Here is a 22,280-nt window from a genome sequence, read left to right as displayed (position 1 = left end):
CAGCGAGGGCTAGCCCCGCAGCGCCTGTTCCGGGAGTCGCACATGCCCCCGACTGCGCCGTGACTCAACACCGGAGAGCCCATGAGGCCCACTTCCCCGCTGGCCGACATCGTCGTCGGGATCACCCCCTTCCATGAACCGGACGCCCGGCTCGCCGAGGCCGTGTGCCGCGCGGGCGCACTGGGCGTGCTGGACCTCGGGCGCGGCGACCGCCGCTCGCGCGAGGAGCTCGCCGGACTCCGTGAGAGAGCCCCCGGCCGGTTCGGCGTCCGAGTGGGCCCCGGCTGCCAGGTCTCCCCCGACGAGTTGCACTCCCTTGGCGGAGCCGGCCCGCACACCCTGCTGCTGTCCCTGGACACCCCCGGTTGGGACCTCGCGGCGCTGGCCGCCGAGTACCGCCTGCTGATCGAGGTGACCGACCTGGGGCAGGCACTGGCCGCCGTCCGCGTCGGGGCTCACGGGCTGATCGCACGCGGCAGCGAAAGCGGCGGCCGGGTCGGGGAGTTGAGCACGTTCGTGCTGCTGCAGCAGCTGCTGGCGGATCCCGGGATCGCGGTGCCGGTGTGGGCCTGCGGCGGGATCGGGCCGCGCACCGCTGCGGCGGCGGTGGCCGGCGGGGCGGCCGGGGTGGTGCTGGACAGTCAGCTCGCGCTGCTGGCCGAGTCCGCGGCACCGGAGGAGGGCGCGGCGGCCGTGCGCGGCATGGACGGGTCCGAAACCGCCGTCATCGACGGGCGGCGAGTACTGCGGCGTGGCGGCCCGGGCGGATCGGCTACCGAGCTGGCGGTCGGACAGGACGGTTTCCTGGCGGCCAGGTTCGCCGAACGCTGGGGAACGGTCGGGCGGGCGGTGCGAGCCGTACGGGAGGCAGCACTGGACGTGCTGCGGGCGCCGGCCGCTGCGGCGGCGCTGCTCGGGCCCGGGGCGGCGCTGGGCCGGGCCCTGGGCAGCCGACTGCCGGTGGCGCAGGGGCCGATGACCAGGGTCAGCGACCAGCCGGGCTTCGCGGCGGCCGTGGCCGCGGCGGGCGCGCTGCCGTTCGTCGCGCTGGCGCTGGCCGGGCCGGAGCAGACCCGCGAGCTGCTCGCGCAGACCGGCGCCGAGGCCGACGGACTCCCCTGGGGCGTCGGCGTGCTGGGCTTCGCTCCGGAGGCGGTGCGCAGCGCCCAGCTGGCGGAGGTGTTGGCCGCGCGGCCCAGTCATGCCGTGATCGCGGGCGGGCGGCCTTCGCAGGCAAGGATGTTGGAGGAGGCAGGGGTCCGCACCTTCCTGCACGTTCCCTCCCCCGGCCTGCTGAAGCAGTTCCTGGACGACGGGGCGCGCAGATTCGTCTTCGAGGGCTCGGAGTGCGGCGGCCATGTCGGGCCGCAGCACAGCTTCCCGCTCTGGGAGGCGCAGTTGGCAGTGCTGGAGGACTTCCTGGACGCCTCGCGGGACCGGCAGCCGGTGGAGGTGCTGTTCGCCGGGGGCGTGCACGACGAGCGTTCTGCGGCGATGGTGGCGGCGATGGCCGCGCCGCTGGCGGACCGAGGCGTGGCGGCGGGCGTGCTGATGGGCACGGCGTACCTGTTCACCGAGGAAGCGGTGACGTACGGCGCCGTGCAGCCGCAGTTCCAGCGGCAGGTGGTGGCGGCGCGCGGGACGGAGCTGCTTCAGACGGCTCCCGGGCACGCCACGCGATGCGTGCCGAGCCCGTTCACGGCGGAGTTCGCGGAGTTACGGGAGCGGCTGCGGGCGCGGGGAGTGCCGGACCGGGAGGCCTGGGCGCGGTTGGAGCGGTTGAACGTCGGTCGGCTGCGGATCGCCAGCAAGGGCGTCGACCGGGTGGCGGGCGAGCTCACCGCGGTGGACGAGCAGGGGCAGTTGGCGCAGGGGATGTTCATGGCCGGGCAGGTCGCCGTCCTGCGCTCGGCCACCACGACGCTGGCTGAGCTGCACGCCGCGGTCAGCACCGGCGCAGCCGGTTTCCTGGCCGCCCGATCCGCAGAACTGACGGAGCGTCTGGGCCTGGCCCCCGGCGACGCGGTGGAGCCTGCGCCGGCGCCGCTGGAGATCGCGGTGATCGGCATGGCGGGCATGTTCCCGCAGGCTCCCGACCTGCCCGCGTTCTGGGCGAACGTGCTGGCCGGGGTGGACGCGGTGACCGAGGTGCCGCCCGAGCGGTGGGACCCGGCGCTGTACCACTCGGCCGACGGCGGGCCGGGTACCACGCCGTCCAGGTGGGGCGGCTTCCTGCCCCGGATCCCCTTCGATCCGCTGAGCTACGGCATCCCGCCGTCCGCGCTGGGGAGCATCGAGCCGGTGCAGCTGCTGGCGCTGGAGGCGGCACGCCGGGCGCTGGCGGACGCCGGGTACGACGGCGGCGGTGGGAACGGCGGGCGGGCCTTCGACCGCTCCCGTACCAGCGTGGTGTTCGGCGCGGAGGCGGGCAGCGATCTGTCGAACGCGGGCGTGCTGGGAGCGTTGCTGCCGGCCTACCTGGGCACGGTCCCGGAGGCGATCGCGGAGCAGCTGCCCAGGCTCACCGAGGACTCCTTCCCTGGGATGCTGGCCAACGTCGTCTCCGGGCGGATCACCAACCGGCTCGACCTGGGCGGCGCCAACTTCACGGTGGACGCGGCCTGCGCGTCCTCGCTGGCGGCACTGGACGCGGCCTGCACGGGACTGGTCGCGGGCACCAGCGACATGGCACTGTGCGGCGGCGCGGACCTGCACAACGGCATCAACGACTATTTGCTGTTCGCCTCGGTGCACGCGCTCTCGCCGACCGGCCGGTCCCGCCCGTTCGACGCCTCGGCGGACGGGATCGTGCTCGGCGAGGGCGTGGGCTGTCTGGTACTGAAGCGGCTGGCGGACGCGGAGCGGGACGGCGACCGGGTGTACGCGGTGGTCCAGGGCATCGGCAGCGCGAGCGACGGCCGTTCGCTGGGCCTGACGGCGCCACGGCCCGAGGGGCAGCGGGCGGCGTTGGAGCGCGCGTACCGCGGTGCCGGGGTCGGTCCGGCCGAGGTGGGCCTGGTGGAGGCGCACGGCACCGGGACCGCGGTCGGCGACCGCACCGAACTGGCCACGCTGAGCGAGGTGTTCCTGGAGGCGGGGGCGGCGCCGGGGAGTTGCGCGCTGGGGTCGGTGAAGTCGCAGATCGGGCACACCAAGTGCGCGGCGGGGCTGGCCGGCCTGATCAAGGCGTCGCTGGCACTGCACACCGGGGTCAAGCCGCCCACCCTGCACCTGAAGCAGCCGAACCCGGCCTGGCAGGCCGGCAACAGCCCGTTCGCGTTCCATACCGAGGCCCGGCCGTGGGCCGCGCCGCCGGCGCAGCGGGTGGCCGGGGTCAGCGCGTTCGGCTTCGGTGGCACCAACTTCCACGCAGTGCTCCGGGGTTACGACGGTTCGCCGCCGGTGCACGGGTTGCAGCAGTGGCCTGCCGAGCTGTTCACCTTCCGGGGAGCCGACCGGGAGCGGGCGCTGCGCGGGGTGGCGGAACTGCTGCGCCTCGCGGAGGCGGACGGCTCGCCGTGGCGACTGCGTGACCTGGCACTGGCCGCCTCCCTTCGGGCGGAGTCGGGACACGGGCCGGTGCAGGTCGCGCTGGTGGCCTCGGGCGTCGCCGAGTTGGCCGCCCTGCTGCGTCGGACCCTGGCCGGGGAGCACGATCCGGTGGGCGGTCTTCACCTGGCCGAGGAAGGGCATGCGGCGGACGGCGAGGTCGCGTTTCTCTTCCCCGGCCAGGGCAGCCAACGCCCGGGCATGTTCGCGGAGTTGTTCACGGCGTTCCCCGGGGTGCAGCGGCATCTGCGGCTGGGCCGGGCGTACGCGGACGTGCTGTACCCGCCGACGGCCTTCAGTCCCGAGGCACGGGAGAAGCAGCGCGCCGCGGTCACCGACACCGGGGTGGCCCAGCCCGTGCTGGGCATGACCGGTCTGGCGGCGTACGAGCTGCTGGCACTGGCCGGGGTGCGTCCGCAGCTGGCCGCGGGCCACAGCTACGGCGAGTTGGTCGCGCTCTGCGCAGCCGGGGCGCTGGCGGCGGAAGACCTGCCGGCGCTCAGCGCCGAGCGGGCGAGAGCGATCCTGGACGCGGTCGGCGAGGGGGCGGACCCCGGCTCGATGGCGGCGGTGTCGGCCGGGGCCGAGCAGGTCGAGCAGGTGCTGGTGGCCGCCGGGCTGGCGGGACGCGTGGTGGCGGCGAACCGCAACGCACCGCGGCAGACGGTGGTCTCCGGCGCGACCCCCGAGGTGGCAGCGGCGACGGAGCTGCTGCGCGAGGCCGGGTACGAGGTGAAGCGGCTGCCGGTCGCCTGTGCCTTCCACAGCCCGCTGGTCGCGGGCGCGGGCGAGCGGTTCGCCACCGCACTTGCCGGCCGTACGGTGCGGGCACCGGAGTTCCCGGTCTGGTCGAACCGGACGGCTGCCGCCTACCCGGTCGATCCGGCCGCGGTGCGTGCCGAGTTGGCAGCGCAGATCGGCGCTCCGGTGCGCTTCGTGGAACAGGTCGAGGCGATGTACGAGGCGGGCGCCCGGGTGTTCGTCGAGGCCGGTCCCGGGTCGGTGCTGACCCGGCTGGTGTCGGCGGTGCTCGGGGAGCGGCCGCACCGGGCGGTGCCGGTCGAGGGGCGGCGCGGCGGACTGCCCGGCTTCCTCGACGCGCTGGCCGAACTGGCCGTCGCGGGTGTGCCGGTGCGGACCGGCCGGCTGCTGCGCGGCCGTGACGCGGTGGACGCGGGCCGGGCGCGGGTACCGCACCGGCCCGGTTGGACGGTGGACGGGCAGCTGGTACGCACCGCTGCCGGAGAACTGCTGCCCGGTGCGCTCGCACCGGCTCGACCCGTACCGGAGGCTCTGGTGGCACCACAGGACGATCAGGCGAACGGCCGCCGGTTCGGCGGGGACGCACTGGTGGCGGACTTCCTCAGCAGCAGCCGGGAGATGATCGCGGCTCAGCGGGACGTGCTGCTGACCTACTTCGGCGCTGCGGGCGAGCCGGCCGCAGCTTCGCTTCCGCCGCTCTCCCCGCTCTCCCCGCTCTCCCCGCATACGCCGCATACGCCGCATACGCCGCTTCCTGAGACGGCGACGGCGGCGCTGCCCGAGGCGCCTGCCGTGCCCCCGGCCCAGCCGACCATCGGCGCGGCGCCGGCCCTCGGGGAGGCCGACGTGCTGCGCACCGTGGTGGAGGTGATCAGCGAACGCACCGGCTACCCGGCGGACATGATCGAGCCTCACCTCGACCTCGAAGCCGACCTCAGCATCGACTCCATCAAACGCACCGAAATCATCGGCCAACTCGCCCGCCGCCTGGCCGCCGGCCCCGGGGCCGACCTCGGCGCAATCGGCGCACTCGGCGACGAGGAGCTCGAAGAGCTCGCACGTGCCCGCACCGCCGCAGCCATCACCGACTGGCTCACCACCCGTCTGGGACCGCCCCGGGCGGAGCCTCCAGCGTCGGCGGCGACGGCGCCGCAGCCCGAGGCGCCGACGGTCGCGGGCCACGAGCCCACGCGGCTGCGGTTCGCGGCCGTGCCGCTGGCAGAACCCGTCGGGGCGCCGCAGTCGCTGGCCGGCAGACGCTTCGCCCTGCTCGGTACGGACGGCAGCGGAGTCACCGAGGCCCTCTCGCTGCGGCTCGCCTCGTCCGGTGCGCAGATGCTGGCTCTGGACGCCGAGCACCAACTGTCCGCGGCGGACGGCCCGGTGGACGGTGTGCTGCTGCTGGACCCGCTCGCCGAGCACGGGGCGCCGGTGCTGCCGGGCTGCGTGCCCGCGCTGCAGGCCGCGCTGGCCTGCTCCCCCCGGTGGCTGCTCGCCGCCCGCACGGCGTCGCCGTCCGGCGGTGGCCGGGCGGACGGACTGCGGGGGCTGTTCCGCACCTTGGCCCGCGAGTACCCGCAGGCAGCGGTCCGGCTCGTCGAGTTCGACGCCGCTGCGGATCCGGCCGACGCGGCGGACGCACTGGTCGGCGAGCTGCTGGCCGGGGACCGCGAACCGGTGGTGCTGCGCGGTCCGTCCGGGCGCCGGGGCATGGCGCTGGTGGAGTCCGACCTCGGCCTGCTGGGCAGTACCGGGGCGGGGCCGGCCGGCGACGGCGTGGCGGAGGCCGCCGCCCTGGGCCTCGACCGGGACGCCGTGGTGCTGCTGGTCGGCGGCGCGCGCGGGATCACCGCGCGGTTCGCGGCGACGCTCGCGGCGGCCTCGCACTGCCGGCTGGAGCTGCTGGGCCGCACCACGCCGCCGGAGGGCCCCGAGGATCCGGTGACGGCCGCTGCCCGCGACCGGTCCGCGCTGCGGGCCGCGCTGGCCCGCCAGGGCGTGCCACTGCTGGAAATCGACCGCGCCGCCTCCCGGTTGCTGGCCGGGCGCGAGGTCGCGGCGACGCTCGACGAGCTCTCCGCGCTGGGCTCGCGGGCCCGCTACCAGGCCGTGGACGCGGCCGACCCGGTGGCCCTGCGGCAGGCGGTCAAGGAGGTGTACGCCGCGTACGGGCGGCTGGACGGCGTGGTCTACGCCGCCGGCGTGATCGAGGACAGGGTGTTCGCGGAGAAGGACCGGGAGTCCTTCCGGCGGGTCTTCGCCACCAAGGCGGACGGCGCCCGGGTGCTGCTCGACGCGTTGGCCGAACTGCCGGGCGGCCCGCGGTTCACGGTGCTCTTCGGCAGCGTCGCCGCCGCCCTGGGCAACCGCGGCCAGGCCGACTACGCAGCGGCCAACGACGCCCTGGAGGAGCTGGGCACCCGCTGGTCGGGCCGCACCGGGCGCCGGGCGCTGACCGTGCACTGGGGTCCGTGGGCGCCCTCCGGCGAGCACGGCGGCATGGTCTCGCCGGAGTTGGCGCAGGACTACGCCCGACGGGGCGTCAGACTGATAGATCCGGCTGCGGGCAACCTGGCGCTGCTGCGCGAGCTGGCCTGGGGCGAGGAGTCGGCCCGGTCCGTGGTCTACACGGCGTCGGGCTGGTGACCCCGCCCGCGGCGAAGCAGACGGATCATCAGCTGCCGCCGGTGGCCGTGGTGGGCATGGCGGTGCTGCTGCCCGGCGCCCCGGACCTGGCGACCTACTGGCGGAACCTGGTCGGCGGGGTCGACGCGATCACGGACGTCCCCGAGGGGCGCTGGGACGCGGGCTACTACGACCCGGGGGCGGCCGCCGGACCTGCGGCCCCTGACCGGCTCTACTGCCGGCGCGGCGGCTTCGTGGACGCGCTGGCCGAGGTGCAGCCGACCCGGTTCGGCATCATGCCGAGCTCGGTGTCCGGCACCGAGCCCGACCAGCTGATCGCGCTCCAGGTCGCCGCCGCCGCCATCGCGGACGCGGGCGGCCCCGAGCGGCTACCCGATCGCGACCGGGTCGGGGTGATGCTGGGCCGGGGCGGGTACCTGACGCCGGGCCTGGTCCGACTCGACCAGCGGGTCCGCAGCGCGCACCAGGTGGTGCGCACCCTCGGTGAGCTACTGCCCGATCTGACGGCGAGTCAACTCGATCGAGTGCGCGAGGCTTTCGTCGACCGGCTGGGACCGGACCGGCCGGAGTCGGCGATCGGGCTGGTGCCCAACCTCGCCGCCTCCCGGGTGGCCAACCGGCTCGATCTGCGGGGCCCGGCGTACACGGTGGACGCCGCCTGCGCGTCCTCGCTGGTCGCGGTGGACCAGGCGGTCGGCGAGCTGGCGACCGGGCGCTGCGACGCGGTGCTGGCGGGCGGAGTGCACCACTGCCACGACGTCACCCTGTGGAGCGTGTTCGCGCAGCTGCGGGCGCTCTCCCCGACCGAGCGGATCCGCCCGTTCCACCGGGGCGCCGACGGCATCCTGATCGGCGAGGGCACCGGTGTGGTGGTGCTCAAGCGGCTCGCCGATGCCGAGCGCGACGGCGATCGGGTGTACGCGGTGATCCGCGGCACCGGCGTGGCCGGCGACGGCCGGACGGCGGGGCTGGCCAACCCCGACCCGGGCGGCCAGATCCGGGCGGTGCGGGCAGCCTGGCGGGCGGCCGGGCTCGACCCCGCGGCGCCCGGCGCACTCGGCCTGCTGGAGGCCCACGGCACCGCGACCCCGGCCGGGGACGCGGCCGAACTGGCCACGCTGGCCGATGTGTTCGGCCCGGCGGCGGTCAGGGCGGAGCGGGCCGTGCTCGGCTCCGTGAAGTCGATGATCGGCCACACCATGCCGGCTGCCGGCATCGCCGGGCTGGTCAAGGCAGCGCTGGCGGTGCACCACGGGGTGCTGCTCCCCACCCTGCACTGCGACGACCCGCACCCCGCCCTGGCCGACACCCGCTTCCGCACCATCGGCACCGCGCAGCCGTGGGAGACCACCGGCGGCACGCCTCGCCGCGCCGGGGTGAACGCCTTCGGCTTCGGCGGCATCAACGCCCATGTGGTGCTGGAACAGGCCCCCGGCCCGGCCCGGGCCCGCCCGAAAGCCGGGCGGCCCGCCGTGACCGTGGCCGAACCCGAGCGGGTGCTGAGGCTCGCCGCCGACGGGCCCGAGCGGCTCGCGCAGCTGCTGACCGCCGACGACTCCGCGGTCCTGGCCGCCGGCCTGCCGGAGCGGGGCGGGCCCGCGCCGCGCTGCCGGGTGGCGGTCGTCGATCCGACCGGGAAACGGCTGGCGCTGGCCCGCCGCGCGTTGGCCGGGGAGCGAGCCTGGCGCGGGCGGGGCGACGTGTGGTTCGTGCCCGAACCGCTCCTCGGTACCGGCCGGGTGGCGTTCCTCTTCCCCGGTCTGGAGGGCGAGTTCACCCCCCGGGTGGACGATGTCGCCGACCACTTCGGCCTGCCCCGTCCCCTCCCGGCCGACGGCGCCTCGGGGTCCGCCGCCCGGGTGGGCGACATCGGACGGCACGGCGTCGGCGTGGTCGCCGTCGGCCGACTGCTGGATGCGGCCCTGCGCCGCATCGGTGTGCGACCGGACGGCGTGGCCGGGCACAGCGTCGGCGAGTGGACCGCCATGATCACCAGCGGCCTGTACTCCGGCGCCTCCGTGGACTCCTTCCTGGAGTCCTTCGACCCCGACACGCTGCACGTCCCCGGGCTCTCGTTCGCCGCGCTCGGCGCCCCGGCCGACCGGGTGCTCAAGGCGCTGGCGACGGTCGACGGCATGGCGGAGGTCGTGCTGTCGCACGACAACGCGCCGCAGCAGTCGATCGTCTGCGGTCCCGAACAGCCCGTCACGGAGCTGGTCCGCTGGTTCCGCAGGCAGGGCGTGCTCGGCCAGGTGCTGCCGTTCCGGTCCGGCTTCCACACGCCGATGCTGGGCCCCTACCTCGGACCGATCCGGCAGGCGGCCGAGCGTTTCGAGCTCCACCGACCGACCGTGCCCGTGTGGTCCGGGACGACTGCCTCGCCGTTCCCGCCGACCAAGGCCGGGGTCCGCGCGCTGTTCATCCGCCACCTGCTGGAGCCGGTGCGGTTCCGGCCACTGGTCGAAGCCCTGTACGCGGCCGGCTTCCGGGCTTTCGTGCAGATGGGCACCGGGCAGCTGGGCTCGCTGGTGGGCGACACCCTGGGTGACCGGGAACACCTGGTGGTCGCGGCCAACTCCCCGAACCGTGACGGGCTTTCGCAGCTCCGCCGGGTCGCAGCCGCGCTCTGGGCGGACGGCGCGGAACCGGATGCGGCGGCCCTGCTGCCCGCCCGTGAGGCGGTGCGGGAGAGGCCGCACCCGACGGTGCGGCTGGACCTCGGCGGTACGCTCGTCTCCCTGGCCCCGGCCGCCCTCGGCACGCTCCGCGCCGACCTGGCGCCCCGTCACCGGCGTGCCGCACCGCTCGATCCGGTCGCCCGTGGCACGTCGGACCTGTCCTCGCTCGCCGCCGGCTCCCCACTGGCGGCCGGACTCGACGCGCTGCTGCGCGACACCGAGCGGACGGCGGCCGAACTGATCAACGCGGGGCGGAAGGCCGGGGCGCGCACCGCACCGCCGCGCCCGCCGACCCCACTACGACCGGTCGGCCCGCCCGCGGCCACGCCCGCGCGCACCAGCCGCCTGCACATCTCCCCCACCGCGATGCCGTACCTGCTCGACCACTGCTTCTTCCGGCAGCGCCCCGACTGGCCCGATCTGACCGACCGCTGGCCCGTCGTCCCGGCCACCACGATCGTGCAGCACCTCACAGACGCCGCGGAGCGGGCCAGGCCCGGTCTGGTCGCCACCGGCGTGCACGACCTGCGTTTCGGGCAATGGGTCCCGGCTGCGACTCCCCTGGAGGTGGAGATCGCCCTCCAGGACGCCGGGCCCGGCCGCCTGACCGCCGATTTCGGCGGATACGCACGCGGCACCGTTGAACTGACGACAAGTCATGTCACGCCTCCCAGCCCGTGGCCGGTTGATCCGGCAGCCGAGCGCCGACCGGAGCTGACGGCCGCCGGACTCTACGACGAGCGGTGGATGTTCCACGGCCCTGCGTTCCGGGGTCTGACCGAGCTGACCGCGATCGGCCGGACGCACGTTCGCGGCGTGATCACCGCACCGCCCGCCCCCGGGGCGATCCTGGACAACGTCGGCCAGCTGCTCGGCTACTGGATCATGGCCAGTCGCGCCGAGCGCACCGTCGTCTTCCCGGTCGGCATCCGCCGACTCACCTTCTACGGGCCGCCACCGCGGCCGGGCACCGAGCTGCACTGCCACATCCGCATCACCGACCTCACCGACCTCGCTCTCGAAGCCGACGTACAGCTGCTGTCCGGCGGCGCCGTCTGGGCGGAGGTGCGCGGCTGGCGGGACCGCCGCTTCGACAGTCACCCCGACACTCGACCCGTCGAGCGCTTCGCCGACCGCAACACCCTCTCCACACCGCAGCCCGGCGGCTGGATGCTGCTGCACGAGCGCTGGCCGGACCTCGCCTCCCGCGACCTGATCATGCGGAACCACCTGGGCTCCGCCGAGCGGGCCCGGTACGAGCAGCAGCAGCCTCGCGGCCGGCGAGCGTGGCTGCTGGGCCGGATCGCGGTGAAGGACGCGGTGCGGCGCCGGCTCTGGGAGCAGGGCGAGGGCCCGGTCTTCCCCGCCGAGATCGCGGTGTTCAACGACCCGTCAGGGCGCCCGCGGGTGTCCGGGCTGCACGGCCGGACGCTACCGGGCCTGAATGTCTCGCTCGCGCACCGGGCCGAGGCCGCGGTGGCTCTCGTCCGACCGGCCCACCCGGGCGGCGGCTCCGGAGTGGGCATCGACCTGGAGGAGGTGACGGAGCGTCCGGCCCAGACCCTGAGCGTCGCGCTCGGGCCGGCCGAGCTGGAGCTGCTGGCGGCCTGCCACGCGACGTACGGCGGCTCCCAGGAGCTCTGGTTCACCCGGTTCTGGGCCGCGAAGGAGGCGGCGGCCAAGGCCGAGGGCACCGGACTGCGGTACCGGCCGCGCGACTTCGCGGTGGTCGCCGCCGACCCGTCCGCCCTGCTGGTCTCGGTCGGAGGATCTGCTGGACCGCGCACCCACCGCGTGCGGTGCACCCGGCTCGGAAACCCGCCCGGCCTGCCGCGCCGCGACTACGTCGTGGCCTGGACAGACGGCACGGACGACCCCGAACACCACGAAGGGACACCGGAGAAGTGACCAGCAGCGCACCGACCGAGGACCTGCACCCGCCCACCGAGCAGGAGGTTCTCGCCGAGATCACCGCCATGCTGGCCGCGGTGCTCGACGAGTACGGCCTCGACGAGGCCGAGGTCACCATGGAGTCCCGGTTCACCGAGGACCTCGATCTGGAGAGCATTGATCTGGTGACCCTGGCCGGGCGGCTCCAGCAGCGCTGGGGCGAGCGGGTGAACTTCGCCGAGTTCCTGGCCGGCCTGGAGCTCGACGAGATCATCGGCCTGACGGTGGGGCGGTTGGTCGGCCATGTCGTGGACCGGCTGCGGACCGCCGGGCGGAGCTGACCATGGCCCTCCTCGAACTCGACGGGCTCCCCTTCCACGTACAGCGGCTCGGCCCGCAGGACGGCGGCCCGGCCGCCGCCACGGCCGTACTGCTGCACGGGCTGCTCACCGACAGCCTCGCCAGCTTCTACTTCACCCTTGCCCCCGCCCTCGCCGCCTCCGGGGTGGAGGTCCTGATGTACGACCAGCGCGGCCACGGCCGCAGCGGTCGGCCGCCGACCGGTTACCGGCTGGAGCAGTTCGTCGACGACGCGGGGGTCCTGCTGGACCGGCTGGAGATGACCGGTCCCGTCCACCTGGTGGGCAACTCCTTCGGTGGCACCGTGGCGTTCGGTCTCGCCGCCCGGCGCCCGGCGCAGGTCAGGAGCATCCTGGTCATCGAGTCCGAACCGGCCTCCGGGGCCTGGGCCGCCAAACTGGACGGCATCCTGCGGCAGGCCGAGACCGAGCTGGTCAAGCGGTCCACGCTGGCCTGGGTCGCAGCGAAGCGCGGCGCGCACACCGCCCGGCTGGCCCGCTCGGCCGGCCGGCTGCTGGCCACCACCTCGCTGGCCCGGGACATCCCGGCCAGCCGGCTCCCCAGTGAGGCGGAGCTGCGCACGATCCGCTGCCCGGTCCTGGCCGTCTACGGCAGTGAGTCGGACCTGGCCGACCAGGCCGCCTGGCTGGACGAGCTGCTGCCCGACTGCCGGAGCACCTTCGTCCCCGGGCGGGAGCACTCCGTACTGATCGAAGCCCCGGACACCGTGCGCGAACTCGCTCTGTCCTGGCTGCGCGAGCACGGCACCGAGCTGCGCGGCCCGGCCGCGCGACGTGAGGGGAGCGTCCGGTGACCCGGTTCCTCTTCGTCGTCCCGCCGCTGGTCGGGCATGTGAACCCGGCCGTGGGCGTGGCGGGCGAGCTGGCCGCCCGTGGGCATCCGACGGCCTGGGCGGGACTGCCGGAGCTGGTCGGCCTCCTGGCTGGCCCGGACGCCGAGGTCTTCCCCTGCGCCGTGCCGGCCGGGGCGGCCCCGGGCGGCACGGTCGAGCGGCCGCCGGAACTGCGCGGCCCGGCGGCGCTGAGGTTTCTGTGGGAGGACTTCCTGGTCCCGCTCGCCGAGGCGATGGCCTCCGGCGTGGCGGCGGCGGTGGCACGGTTCGCCCCCGACGTCCTCGTGGTGGACCAGCAGGCGGTCGCGGGCGCGCTGGTCGCCGAGCGGCTGGGCCTGCCGTGGGTCACGTCGGCGACGACCTCGGCGGAGTTCACCGGCGCGCTGGACGGCATGCCGCTGGTGGACGCCTGGATCTGCGGCCTCCTCGCCAGTCTTCGCAGACGCCTGGGAGACCCGGCGGAGACGGCCGACCCGCGCTTCTCCCCGCACCTGACGCTCGCTTTCACCACCCCGGAACTGACCGGGCCCATCGCCGCACCGCAAGGCCCGGTCCGCTTCGTCGGTCCGTCGATCACGGCGCGTCCCACCACCGCGTCGTTCCCCTGGGAGTGGCTGGACCCGAACCGCGCGACGGTACTGGTCACCCTGGGGACGGCCAATACCGACGCAGGCAGGGAGTTCCTGACGGCCTGCCGGGATGCACTGCGAGCCCGCGCCGCACGGCTGCAGGCGGTGATCGTCGACCCGGGCGGCCTGCTTGGCGCCCCCGCACCCGACCCCGACATCCTGGTGCTCCGCTCAGTACCACAGCTGCACCTGCTGGCGCGCACCGCCGCCGTGGTCTGCCACGCCGGTCACAACACCGTCTGCGAAGCCCTGTGGCACGGCGTGCCGTTGGTGGTCGCCCCCATCCGCGACGACCAGCCGGTGGTGGCCGGCCACGTGGCGGCGTCCGGCGCCGGTGTCCGGGTGCGGTTCGGCCGGACCAGCGCGGCCAGGCTCGGCCGGGCCGTGGACGCGGTCCTCGACGATCCCGCCCACCGGGCCGCGGCACGGCGCATCGGCGCCTCCTTCCAGGCCGCGGGCGGCGCGGCCGCCGCCGCCACCCACCTTGAGCACATGCTCGGCCCGGACCCGCAGCCGACGGACAGGGAGCACCGATGACCACCAGGGACGCAGGCCCCACCATCGGCAATGCGGCGGCCCGAGCCCGGCGGGTGGCCGCCCTCCGCCCCGCCTACCGGGCCGAACTCGCCGACGGGACGGACCGGTTCTTCGAACCGCGCCGCACCGACTGCCCCTGGTGCGGCTCCACCCGGCTGCGGGTACGGCTACGCACCACCGACCTGCTGCAGCACAAGCCGGGACGGTTCGTGCTGGACGAGTGCCAGGACTGCGGGCACGTCTTCCAGAACCCCCGACTGACCGGCCCGGGCCTGGAGTTCTACTACCGCGACTTCTACGACGGTCTGGGCGAGCAGCGGCTCGGCAGCGTGTTCGGCACCCGTGCCGGGGCCTACCGCAGCCGCGCCCGCTCGGTGCTCCCGTTCGACGCAGCACCGAGAAGCTGGCTGGATGTCGGCACGGGGCACGGACACTTCTGCGAGACCGCCCGCGAGGTGTTCCCGCTCACCTCCTTCGACGGACTGGACCTCAGCGAGGGCGTGGAACTGGCCGAGCGCCACGGCCGACTGGCCCGCGGCTTCCGCGGCTCGCTCCCCGAACTGGCTCCCGGGCTGGCCGGGCAGTACGACGTGGTGAGCATGTTCCACTGCCTGGAGCACAGCGCCGACCCGGCAAGGGAGCTGACGGCCGCCCGGGAAGCGCTGCGCCCCGGCGGGCTCCTGCTGATCGAGGTCCCCGATCCGCAATGCCGCTATGCCCGCCTGCTGGGCCGGTGGTGGCTGCCCTGGCTGCAGCCGCAGCACCTGAACCTGGTGCCGGCGCCCAACCTGCGCCACCGACTGGGCGAACTCGGCTTCACCGTACTGCTGGAGCAGCACGGCGAGCCGCACGACCCGGTGGACCTGCTGGCCGGCTGCTGGCTGCTGCTGGACGCGGTCGCACCGCGCGAGGACGCCCCCTGGCTCCCGGGGGCGCCACCGGGGCGACTGCCGCGTGCGCTGCGCGGCGCACTCTTCCTGGCCGGCGCTCCGGCGCTGCTGCTCGCGACCTTGCTCGACCACCTGGTCGCCCGCTTCGCCGACCGCGCCGGACTGTCCAACGCCTACCGTCTGCTCGCGCGCCGCGACGGCCCGCAGGGCTCCGCCGAATGCCCCAAGTGATCGCCCCCGGAGGCTTCCGACGACTTCTCGGCTCTGGCGCCCGAGGAGATGGAAGAGGTCCGACCGTGATGGTCGGAGTCCGGCCGCGGCTGGAGGCGTCCGCGGTATGCGGCACGGATCGTGCGGAGGTGTGATCTCCGGTCGTCACCCGGCCTTCCCGGTGATGTAGTCCTCGGTGGCCTGTTGTCGCGGGGTGCTGAAGATGCGCTCGGTCGGGCCGACTTCGACCAGTCGTCCGGGCTCGCCTGCGGCCGGTACGGTCAGGAAGGCGGTGGTGTCCGCTACCCGCGCTGCCTGCTGGAGGTTGTGGGTGACGATGACGACGGTATAGGTCTGTTTGATCTCCTTGATCAGGTCTTCGACGGTCAGGGTGGCGCTCGGGTCCAGGGCTGAGCAGGGTTCGTCCATGAGCAGGATCTCCGGCTCCACCGCCAAGGCCCGGGCGATGCACAGGCGTTGCTGTTGGCCGCCTGACAGGCGTCCGCCCGGTGCCTTGAGCCGGTCCTTGACCTCGTGCCAGAGCCCTGCCCTGACGAGGGCCTGTTCGACGAGGTCGTCGTGGGAGCCCCGGCCGAGGCGCCGGCCCAGATGCAGACCGGCCAGGACGTTGTCGCGGATCGACATGGTGGGGAAGGGCGTCGGTCGTTGGAAGACCATGCCGACCCGTTGGCGGATCTCGACCGGGCTGATCTTCGCCGTGTAGATGTCGACGTCGTCCAGCAGCACGCTGCCGGTCACGCCGGCGCCCGGGACAGTGAGGTGCATGCTGTTCATGCAGCGCAGCAGGGTGGATTTACCGCTGCCTGAAGGGCCGATCAGGGCTGTCACCTGGCGCGGTTCGATCTTCAGATTCACGCCCGCCACTGCGGGACGGCCGTGGTAGGAGGCGGTGAGGTCGACCACCTCGATGCGGGCCGCGGCCGCCGGGCAGGTGGACGGGTCGGTGGACGGGCCGGTGGGTGAGGTCGGGGGTGCCACTGCGGGCTCCTTCGCGAGCGGGCGGCCGGGGGCGGTTCCGAGGTTCGGAGCCCCGCTTCATCGCGCGCTGTGGGCGATGCCGCGGCGCCCGAGGAGACGCGCACCGAAGCTGAACGCCAGCACGATGAGGACGAGGGTGAGTGTGCCCGCCCAGGCACGGGCCTGGGCGGTGCGGAAGCCGGTGACGGCGTTGTTGAAGATCTGCAGCGAGAGGGTGGACATCCGGTGGGTCGGGTTGGTCTCGACGAACAGATCGTTGCCCAAGGCTGTCAGCAGCAGCGGTGCGGTCTCGCCCACCGCGCGGGCGACCGCGAGCAGGACGCCGGTGGTGATGCCGGAGCGGGCGGTGGGCAGCACGATCGAGACGATGGTGCGGGCGTGACTGGCCCCGAGCGCCAGGCTGGCTTCACGCAGGTCGTCCGGAACCAGGCGCAGCACCTCGGCGGTGGCGCGGATGACGAGCGGAAGCATGACCAGGAAGAGTGCCGCTGCCCCGGCCAGTCCCGAGAAGCCGAAGTTGACCACCCACAGCGCGTACACGAACGCCCCGGTGACAATGGACGGCAATCCGATGAGCACGTCGGTGAGAAAGCCCGCCGCCCTGGCCAGGCGGCCGCCGTACTCGGCCAGGTGGACGGCGGCCGCGATGCCGATCGGCGCCGACAGGGCGGTGGCGATGCCCACGATGATCACGGAGCCGATGATGCCGTTCACGAATCCGCCGCCGGCCTGTGCGGGATCACCCGGCGGCGTCCGGGTGAGGAAGGTCGGACCGAGGTACCTCAGCCCTTGGCCGGCCACGTAGGCCAGAACCCACAGCAGCAGGGCGACTGCGGCGACTGCGGCGAGTGCCAGCACAGCGGTCACCGCGGCGTTGACGGCCAGGCCGCGCCGCGCACTGCGGCGGCCTGGGAGGGTGGACGGACCGGCTGCCATCTATGCGCTCTCCTCTCCGCTGCGCCGTACGACGAGTCTTCCGACGACGTTGACGCTCAGGGTGATGAGCAGCAGCCAGGCCGCGACCACCATCAGGGACTGGAGGTGGAAGGGCTCGGTGGACTCGGTGAACTCGTTGGCGATCACCGAGGGCATCGTGGCTCCTGGACCGAGCACGCTCGTGGTGATCGAAAGGACGCTGTTGCCGATCACCATGGTGACCGCGATGGTCTCTCCCAGGGCCCGGCCCAGGCCGAGGACCGCGGCACCGGCAATACCGGAGCGCGAGCGGGGAAGGACGGCCATCCGCAGTATTTCCCACCGCGTCGCGCCGAGCGCCAGAGCGGATTCCTTGTCGGTGGTGGGGACGGTGGCGAAGACTTCGCGGCAGATCGCCGTGATGATCGGCAGGACCATGATTGCCAGGACGATCCCGGCTGCCGCGTAGGAGACACCGAAGAAGGGACCGGCGAGGACGGGCCCGAGTACCGGCGTGGAACCGAGCGTCTGCGACAGCCGGGTTCCGGCCGGGCGGATGGCCGGGATGAGGGCGAAGATGCCCCAGAACCCGTAGACCACCGAGGGAATCGCGGCCAGGAGGTCGATCAGGCCCGACAGCGGCTTGCGCAGCCAGCTCGGCGCGATCTCGGTCAGGTAGAGCGATACGGCGACCGCCACCGGCACCGCCAGCGCCATGGCGATCAGCGAGGTGACTGCGGATCCGTAGACGAACTGCGCGATGCCGTAGGGGTTCGGGTGCGCCGAGGAGGCGGTGGCCTCGGACGGTGCCCACCGGTCGGAACCGAGGAAGCTGAGAACCCCGTAATGGCGCAGCGCGGGCCATGCCTGCCGGAGCAGGAAAACGGCAGTGGCCACCAACACGACGATCACGAAGGCCGACGCGGCTGTGACAGCGACCCGGAAGGCGGTGTCGCCGCCCGGCCACCGGGCGCGCATCCGCCGCGGTGGGGCGCAGGTGTCAGCGAGGCGGGTCATCTCTCTCCCTGGGGTCCGTCGGATCCGGTGGTGGGCAGCCCGGGAGTGGCTGCCCACCACCGGGCCGTGGTTACCGGATGGCGGGCCGGCCGTTGACGGTCACCTGTTTCAGCTGGTTGACGGCCAGCTGCTGCAGGCCCGTGCCGAGTGGCGCGTAGTTCAGGTCGGCGGTGAAGTCCTGGCCTTTGGAGAGCACCCAGCCCAGGAAGTTCACGAGGGCGGCTCCCTTGGCCGCGTCCGTCTGGTTCTGGTGGATCAGTGCGTACGTGGTGCCCGAGATCGGGTAGGCCTCGGGGTCGGTACCGTCGGTCAGCGACGTGTTGAGGTCCGGCGGGAACGTCACACCGTTGACCGCTCTGGTGACGGTGGCGACGCAGGGCTGGATGAAATTGCCTGCCTTGTTCTGTACCTGTCCGTATGTGCTGTTCTGTGCCAGTGCATACTGAAGCTCCAGGTAACCCAGCGCGCCTTCGGTCTGGTTGACCTGTCCGGACACTCCCTCGTTGCCCTTGCCGCCGATGCCGGTCGGCCAGGCCACCGTCTTGCCCGTGCTCCCGCTCGGGCCGCCGAGCGTGCTCACCCACGTCGGGGACGCCTTGGTGAGGTAGTCCGTCCAGATGTTCGTGGTACCGGAACCGTCGGAGCGGTGCACCACCGCGATCGGCTCCTTCGGCAGCTTCACCTGGGGGTTCAACGCGGTCAGGGCCGGGTCGTCCCACATCCTGATCTTTCCGGCGTAGATCTTCCCGAGGACGTCGCCGGTGAACTTCAGCCCCGAGCTCACACCGGACAGGTGGTAAGCGGGCACGACCGCGCCCAGGAGCAGCGGCAGCTGCAGGATCGGGCCCTTGGCCTTGGCCTGGTCGGCCACGCTCATCCCGGTGTCGCTGGCACCGAAGTCCACCGTCCCGGCCAGGATCTGGGCTACACCGCCACCCGATCCGATCGACTGGTAGGCGACCTGCACACCCGAGGACGTGCTGTACGCCTTGGTCCAGTACGACATCATCGGCGCGATGAATGTCGACCCCGCCCCCGAGAGGGTGCTGGCACCACCGGGCAGGTCCGGGAAAGGCGCCGCGTAGCCCGGCCTGCTGTTGTCGGCCCGGTCGCAGATCCGGGTGCCGAAATACGTACCGGAACCGGAGCTGCTGCCGGCCGGAGGGTTGTTGCTGACGTCGTTCGTGCTGCCGCAGCCAGTGGCGAGCAGCGCTACCCCGACGACCAGGACCAGCCCGGTGAGCGCCTTGCGAGCCATGGGATCCATTCTCTCGCTGATTGCAGGGTCGGCTCCGGGGTTGTGGAGACCCGCCCAAGGCGCGGGTAGCGGCCGTCGTCGGCCGCCGCAGCCATCATCGTCGGGTCGTTCCGTGGCTGCGCCGGGTTTGACGCGCCGTCCGGGAAACGGACGCAGCCGACAATCACCCCGGCAGCTCACCCGACTCGCGATCGGCGGGTCGGCGGCGGACCCGTGCGGCAAGGAGCGAGATGTCGTCCTCCGCGGCCTGGGGCATCAAGCCGTCGAGGATCTCGTCGAGCAGTTCGTCGAGGTCGCCGGCCACCGGCAACCGCAGTCCCGCGAGCCGGGCCAGGGAGGCGTCGATGTCCTCACCGCGCCGTTCCACCAGGCCGTCCGTGTAGAGGAGCAGTACCTGACCGGGCCGGAAGGCCCCGGTGAACAGTTCGTATCCGCCGAAGCCGGTGCCGAGGGGTGGTCCGGTCGGGACATCGACGAGTTCGGTGTCGCCGTCCGCGGCGAAGACGGCAGGCGGGAGGTGACCGGCGCTGGAGTAGGTGCAGCGGCCACGGGCCGGATCGGCCAGGGCCAGAAGACAGGTGGCCGGCCGGCCCGACTCGTTCTCGGAGATCATGGCGTCGAGCTGCCGCAGGATCCGGTGGGGTGGCAGGTCGGTTGCGGACACGTAGCGGAGCATCGAGCGGTAGCTGCTCATGTCGACCGCGGCCTCGACGCCATGGCCCATCACGTCCCCCATGACCAGCAGGGTCCGTCCGTATGCCAGCCGGACCGTCTCGAACCAGTCGCCGCCGACCATGGCGCTGGTGCCGGACGGCAGGTAGCGGGAGGCCAACTCGAGGTTGGGGTGCGGGCTGCCCGGCTCGGCGAGCAGAGCTCGCTGCAGCTCCAGCGCGATCTTCTGCGAGTGGGTGTAGCGGCGGGCGTTGTCGATACTCATGGCGGCACGGCCGACGAGGTCCTGGATGATCACCACGTCCTCGTCGGTGAACCCCGGGGTGTCCCCGGCCCGGGCCAGGGACACCGTGCCGATGGCGTGGCCCCGGGCGGCCAGGGGCACCACGAGGGTCGAGTGAATTCCCGCGGCCCGGTGGGCTGCAAGGCCCTCCGCATCCGGCGGCGAAAGGCCCGACTCGTCGCCGGCGAGCAGATTCTGCACGATCGGATGGCCTGTCTCCAGGCACCGTTGGATGGCCGAGCCCTTCTGGTATCCGACGGACTCACCGGCCAGTCCCAGCTCCTGCGCACGGCTGCGCAGTGCCGGCACGCAGGCCCACGCGGTTCGGCGCAGCTGCAGTGCCTGGGTCCTCGTCGGGCCGTGGCCCTCCGCCGGACCGGCCGGCAGGACTTCGACGGTCGCCAGGTCCGCCAGCAACGGGACAAGGAAGTCCGCCAGCTCCTCGCAGGTGTTGTCGATGTCGAGGGTGGTGCCGATCCGGCCGGCGGCGTCGTCGAGCAGCGCGAGGCGCACATGAGCCTGCTCCAGCTCGTGCTGCTCCTGCAGGGAGTCGGCGGCCTCCAGCACGATGCAGACGACGCCGACCACGCTGTCGTCGACCTCCAGCCGGTGGTAGGCGCGGTGCCACTGGCAGCCTCCATGGGAGGAGCCGGCCAGGGGATGGCCGCCGGTCGTCGATTCCCGGGGCTGCCCGTCACGCAAGACCTGCAGGAGTACCTCCGTGCTGCTGCCGATGCCCGGCTGCTCCTCTCCTACGCACCGGCCGACAAGGTCGGCAGCCGGTACGCCGGTCATCCGGGCGAGGGCGGGATTGACGTAGCAGTAGCGCAGCTGCACATCCACGATCGCGACACCGGCCGGCGTACCGTCCAGCACACTCCGCAACACCTCGTCGGGGTCGTCAGCCGAGAGGGAGGCAGCCGCTGCGTCGAGGAGGGCCCTGGCGCTGTCCCGGCCGGAGGTGTCGCTGCACACCCGCCTGCCTCCTCGTCTGCCGTATCGGAAGTGCATGGTCCAATCGTCGGACCAAGGTGGATGATCTGCCTATGTTGCTATGGGAAATGTCTGTCAGAGGCATCAGTGATCCTGTGCCGGGCGACACCCTGGAGCGAGCAGCACCTGCCGGGCAGTACTGGGCGGGGGTCGGCCGGGTCAGGGTGGGAAAGGGCCGCAGCGACTCGCAGCGCTCCACTCGACCGCAGAGGACGGGGCCCGTGTCGGCGGCGGCCGCTCCGCTGCAGCCAGGGCCGGTCATGGGATCCGCGTGATCATCGGGGACGTGCGCGGTACGGGCCTGCCCGCCGTCCACACGTCGCCGGTGCGGCGCGCTGACCGGCGCCGTGTTTCGAATGTGTCCAGTGACGGGCAGGAGGAGCGGGACACAGGGCCGATCGGTAGAAGCAGCCGTAGTACTACATCCAGGCCGCGACGATCGGGGTGATCCAGTCCTGCTCGAAATTACGAGCGTGGAGGCCAGGGGCCCTGATCCGCTCTGTGGGCGGCGCGGCGGCAGCGGCTCGGAATCGGCGCCGTGACCAGGGCCAGGCAGCTCACGGCCGGCCGCGCGACCGAGACGATACGGCGTCTGCGGATGCTGGTCGGACCGGTGGCGATGGCATGAGTAAGGCCCCCTGGTGCGCAGGACTTCGCCAGCCGCTTCCGCATCGTCAGATGCCGTCGCTCCCAGGGAGGGTTCGTGGTGATAACCGGGTGCCATACGTCGATCACCGGGTTGTCAGCCGCAGTTGTGATGCGGGGCTGCTTACGATCGTTCAGCCGCCCACCGCTTCGGCCCCTGCGGGCAGTGGCGCCACCTTGCTCGCCGTCGCCAACATCGGTAAGAACGTCGGTACTTGTACCAACACGCCGACGTACGACAGCCTCGGCGGTTCCCGGTTCGAGATCGGCTGTTCCGACGGCGTCAGCGGCCGTCCCGCGTACTGATGCGCGGACTTCGGCATGGTGGGGACCCCGACACCGGCCGGCCAGGGCAGCGGCTCGGCGCGCAGCGCGGGCACCTTCACCCATACGCGGGCCCGGTCACCGCGTACGCCCCGAACACCGGCGTCGAGTAGGGCGGCTCCTGCTAGGGCCTGTCTGACCCGGTCCGGCTGACGACCGCTCGTTCCCGG

Annotated in this window: 12 protein-coding genes; 7 read left to right on the top strand and 5 right to left on the bottom strand. The window is 73.4% G+C overall.

What is annotated here, in order from left to right; all coding sequences use genetic code 11:
- Positions 1-81: 81 nt before the first annotated feature.
- From P3T39_RS25010 to P3T39_RS24985, 6 genes are all read left to right on the top strand, one after another.
- Entirely contained in the window at positions 82-6,957 is a 6,876-nt protein-coding gene (locus P3T39_RS25010) for a type I polyketide synthase (protein ID WP_280701179.1), read from the top strand.
- Positions 6,954-11,543, top strand: coding sequence for a type I polyketide synthase (locus P3T39_RS25005; RefSeq protein WP_280701178.1), 4,590 nt, complete (start codon positions 6,954-6,956; stop codon positions 11,541-11,543). Before P3T39_RS25010 ends, P3T39_RS25005 begins: the two co-directional genes overlap by 4 nt.
- Before the next feature lie 68 nt (positions 11,544-11,611).
- Positions 11,612-11,866 carry a phosphopantetheine-binding protein gene (locus P3T39_RS25000; RefSeq protein ID WP_280701237.1) on the top strand — a complete coding sequence of 85 codons (255 nt, stop codon included), beginning with the start codon at positions 11,612-11,614 and terminating at the stop codon, positions 11,864-11,866.
- Between the two features lie 2 nt (positions 11,867-11,868).
- Complete coding sequence (locus P3T39_RS24995) at positions 11,869-12,699, top strand: alpha/beta hydrolase (RefSeq protein ID WP_280701177.1); 831 nt, start codon at positions 11,869-11,871, stop codon at positions 12,697-12,699.
- Entirely contained in the window at positions 12,696-13,904 is a 1,209-nt protein-coding gene (locus tag P3T39_RS24990; protein WP_280701176.1) for a glycosyltransferase, read from the top strand. The genes P3T39_RS24995 and P3T39_RS24990 overlap by 4 nt, the downstream gene beginning before the upstream one ends.
- Entirely contained in the window at positions 13,901-15,025 is a 1,125-nt protein-coding gene (locus P3T39_RS24985; protein ID WP_280701175.1) for a class I SAM-dependent methyltransferase, read from the top strand. The genes P3T39_RS24990 and P3T39_RS24985 overlap by 4 nt, the downstream gene beginning before the upstream one ends.
- 144 nt (positions 15,026-15,169) lie before the next feature.
- Here P3T39_RS24985 and P3T39_RS24980 read toward each other — a convergent pair whose 3' ends face one another.
- The 5 genes from P3T39_RS24980 to P3T39_RS24960 form a co-directional block, all read right to left on the bottom strand.
- Positions 15,170-15,934 carry a phosphate ABC transporter ATP-binding protein gene (locus P3T39_RS24980; RefSeq protein WP_280701236.1) on the bottom strand — a complete coding sequence of 255 codons (765 nt, stop codon included), beginning with the start codon at positions 15,932-15,934 and terminating at the stop codon, positions 15,170-15,172.
- Positions 15,935-16,060: 126 nt separating this feature from the next.
- On the bottom strand, positions 16,061-16,939 hold the full coding sequence (gene pstA, locus P3T39_RS24975) for a phosphate ABC transporter permease PstA (RefSeq protein WP_280701174.1): 879 nt from the start codon (positions 16,937-16,939) through the stop codon (positions 16,061-16,063).
- Positions 16,940-17,935 carry a phosphate ABC transporter permease subunit PstC gene (gene pstC, locus P3T39_RS24970; RefSeq protein ID WP_280701173.1) on the bottom strand — a complete coding sequence of 332 codons (996 nt, stop codon included), beginning with the start codon at positions 17,933-17,935 and terminating at the stop codon, positions 16,940-16,942. It abuts the gene before it with no gap.
- A 70-nt stretch (positions 17,936-18,005) separates the two neighbouring features.
- On the bottom strand, positions 18,006-19,193 hold the full coding sequence (pstS, locus tag P3T39_RS24965) for a phosphate ABC transporter substrate-binding protein PstS (RefSeq protein ID WP_280701172.1): 1,188 nt from the start codon (positions 19,191-19,193) through the stop codon (positions 18,006-18,008).
- 163 nt (positions 19,194-19,356) lie between these two features.
- Positions 19,357-21,123, bottom strand: coding sequence for a SpoIIE family protein phosphatase (locus P3T39_RS24960; RefSeq protein WP_280701171.1), 1,767 nt, complete (start codon positions 21,121-21,123; stop codon positions 19,357-19,359).
- Positions 21,124-21,963: 840 nt separating this feature from the next.
- Between P3T39_RS24960 and P3T39_RS24955 the strand changes: the two genes are divergently transcribed.
- Positions 21,964-22,092, top strand: coding sequence for a hypothetical protein (locus P3T39_RS24955; RefSeq protein ID WP_280701170.1), 129 nt, complete (start codon positions 21,964-21,966; stop codon positions 22,090-22,092).
- The last annotated feature ends 188 nt before the right edge of the window (positions 22,093-22,280 follow it).

The organism is Kitasatospora sp. GP82 (assembly GCF_029892105.1).
Lineage (GTDB): Bacteria > Actinomycetota > Actinomycetes > Streptomycetales > Streptomycetaceae > Kitasatospora.
Note: the sequence above shows the minus strand (reverse complement) of the source record. Positions and strands in the feature narration are given on the sequence as shown.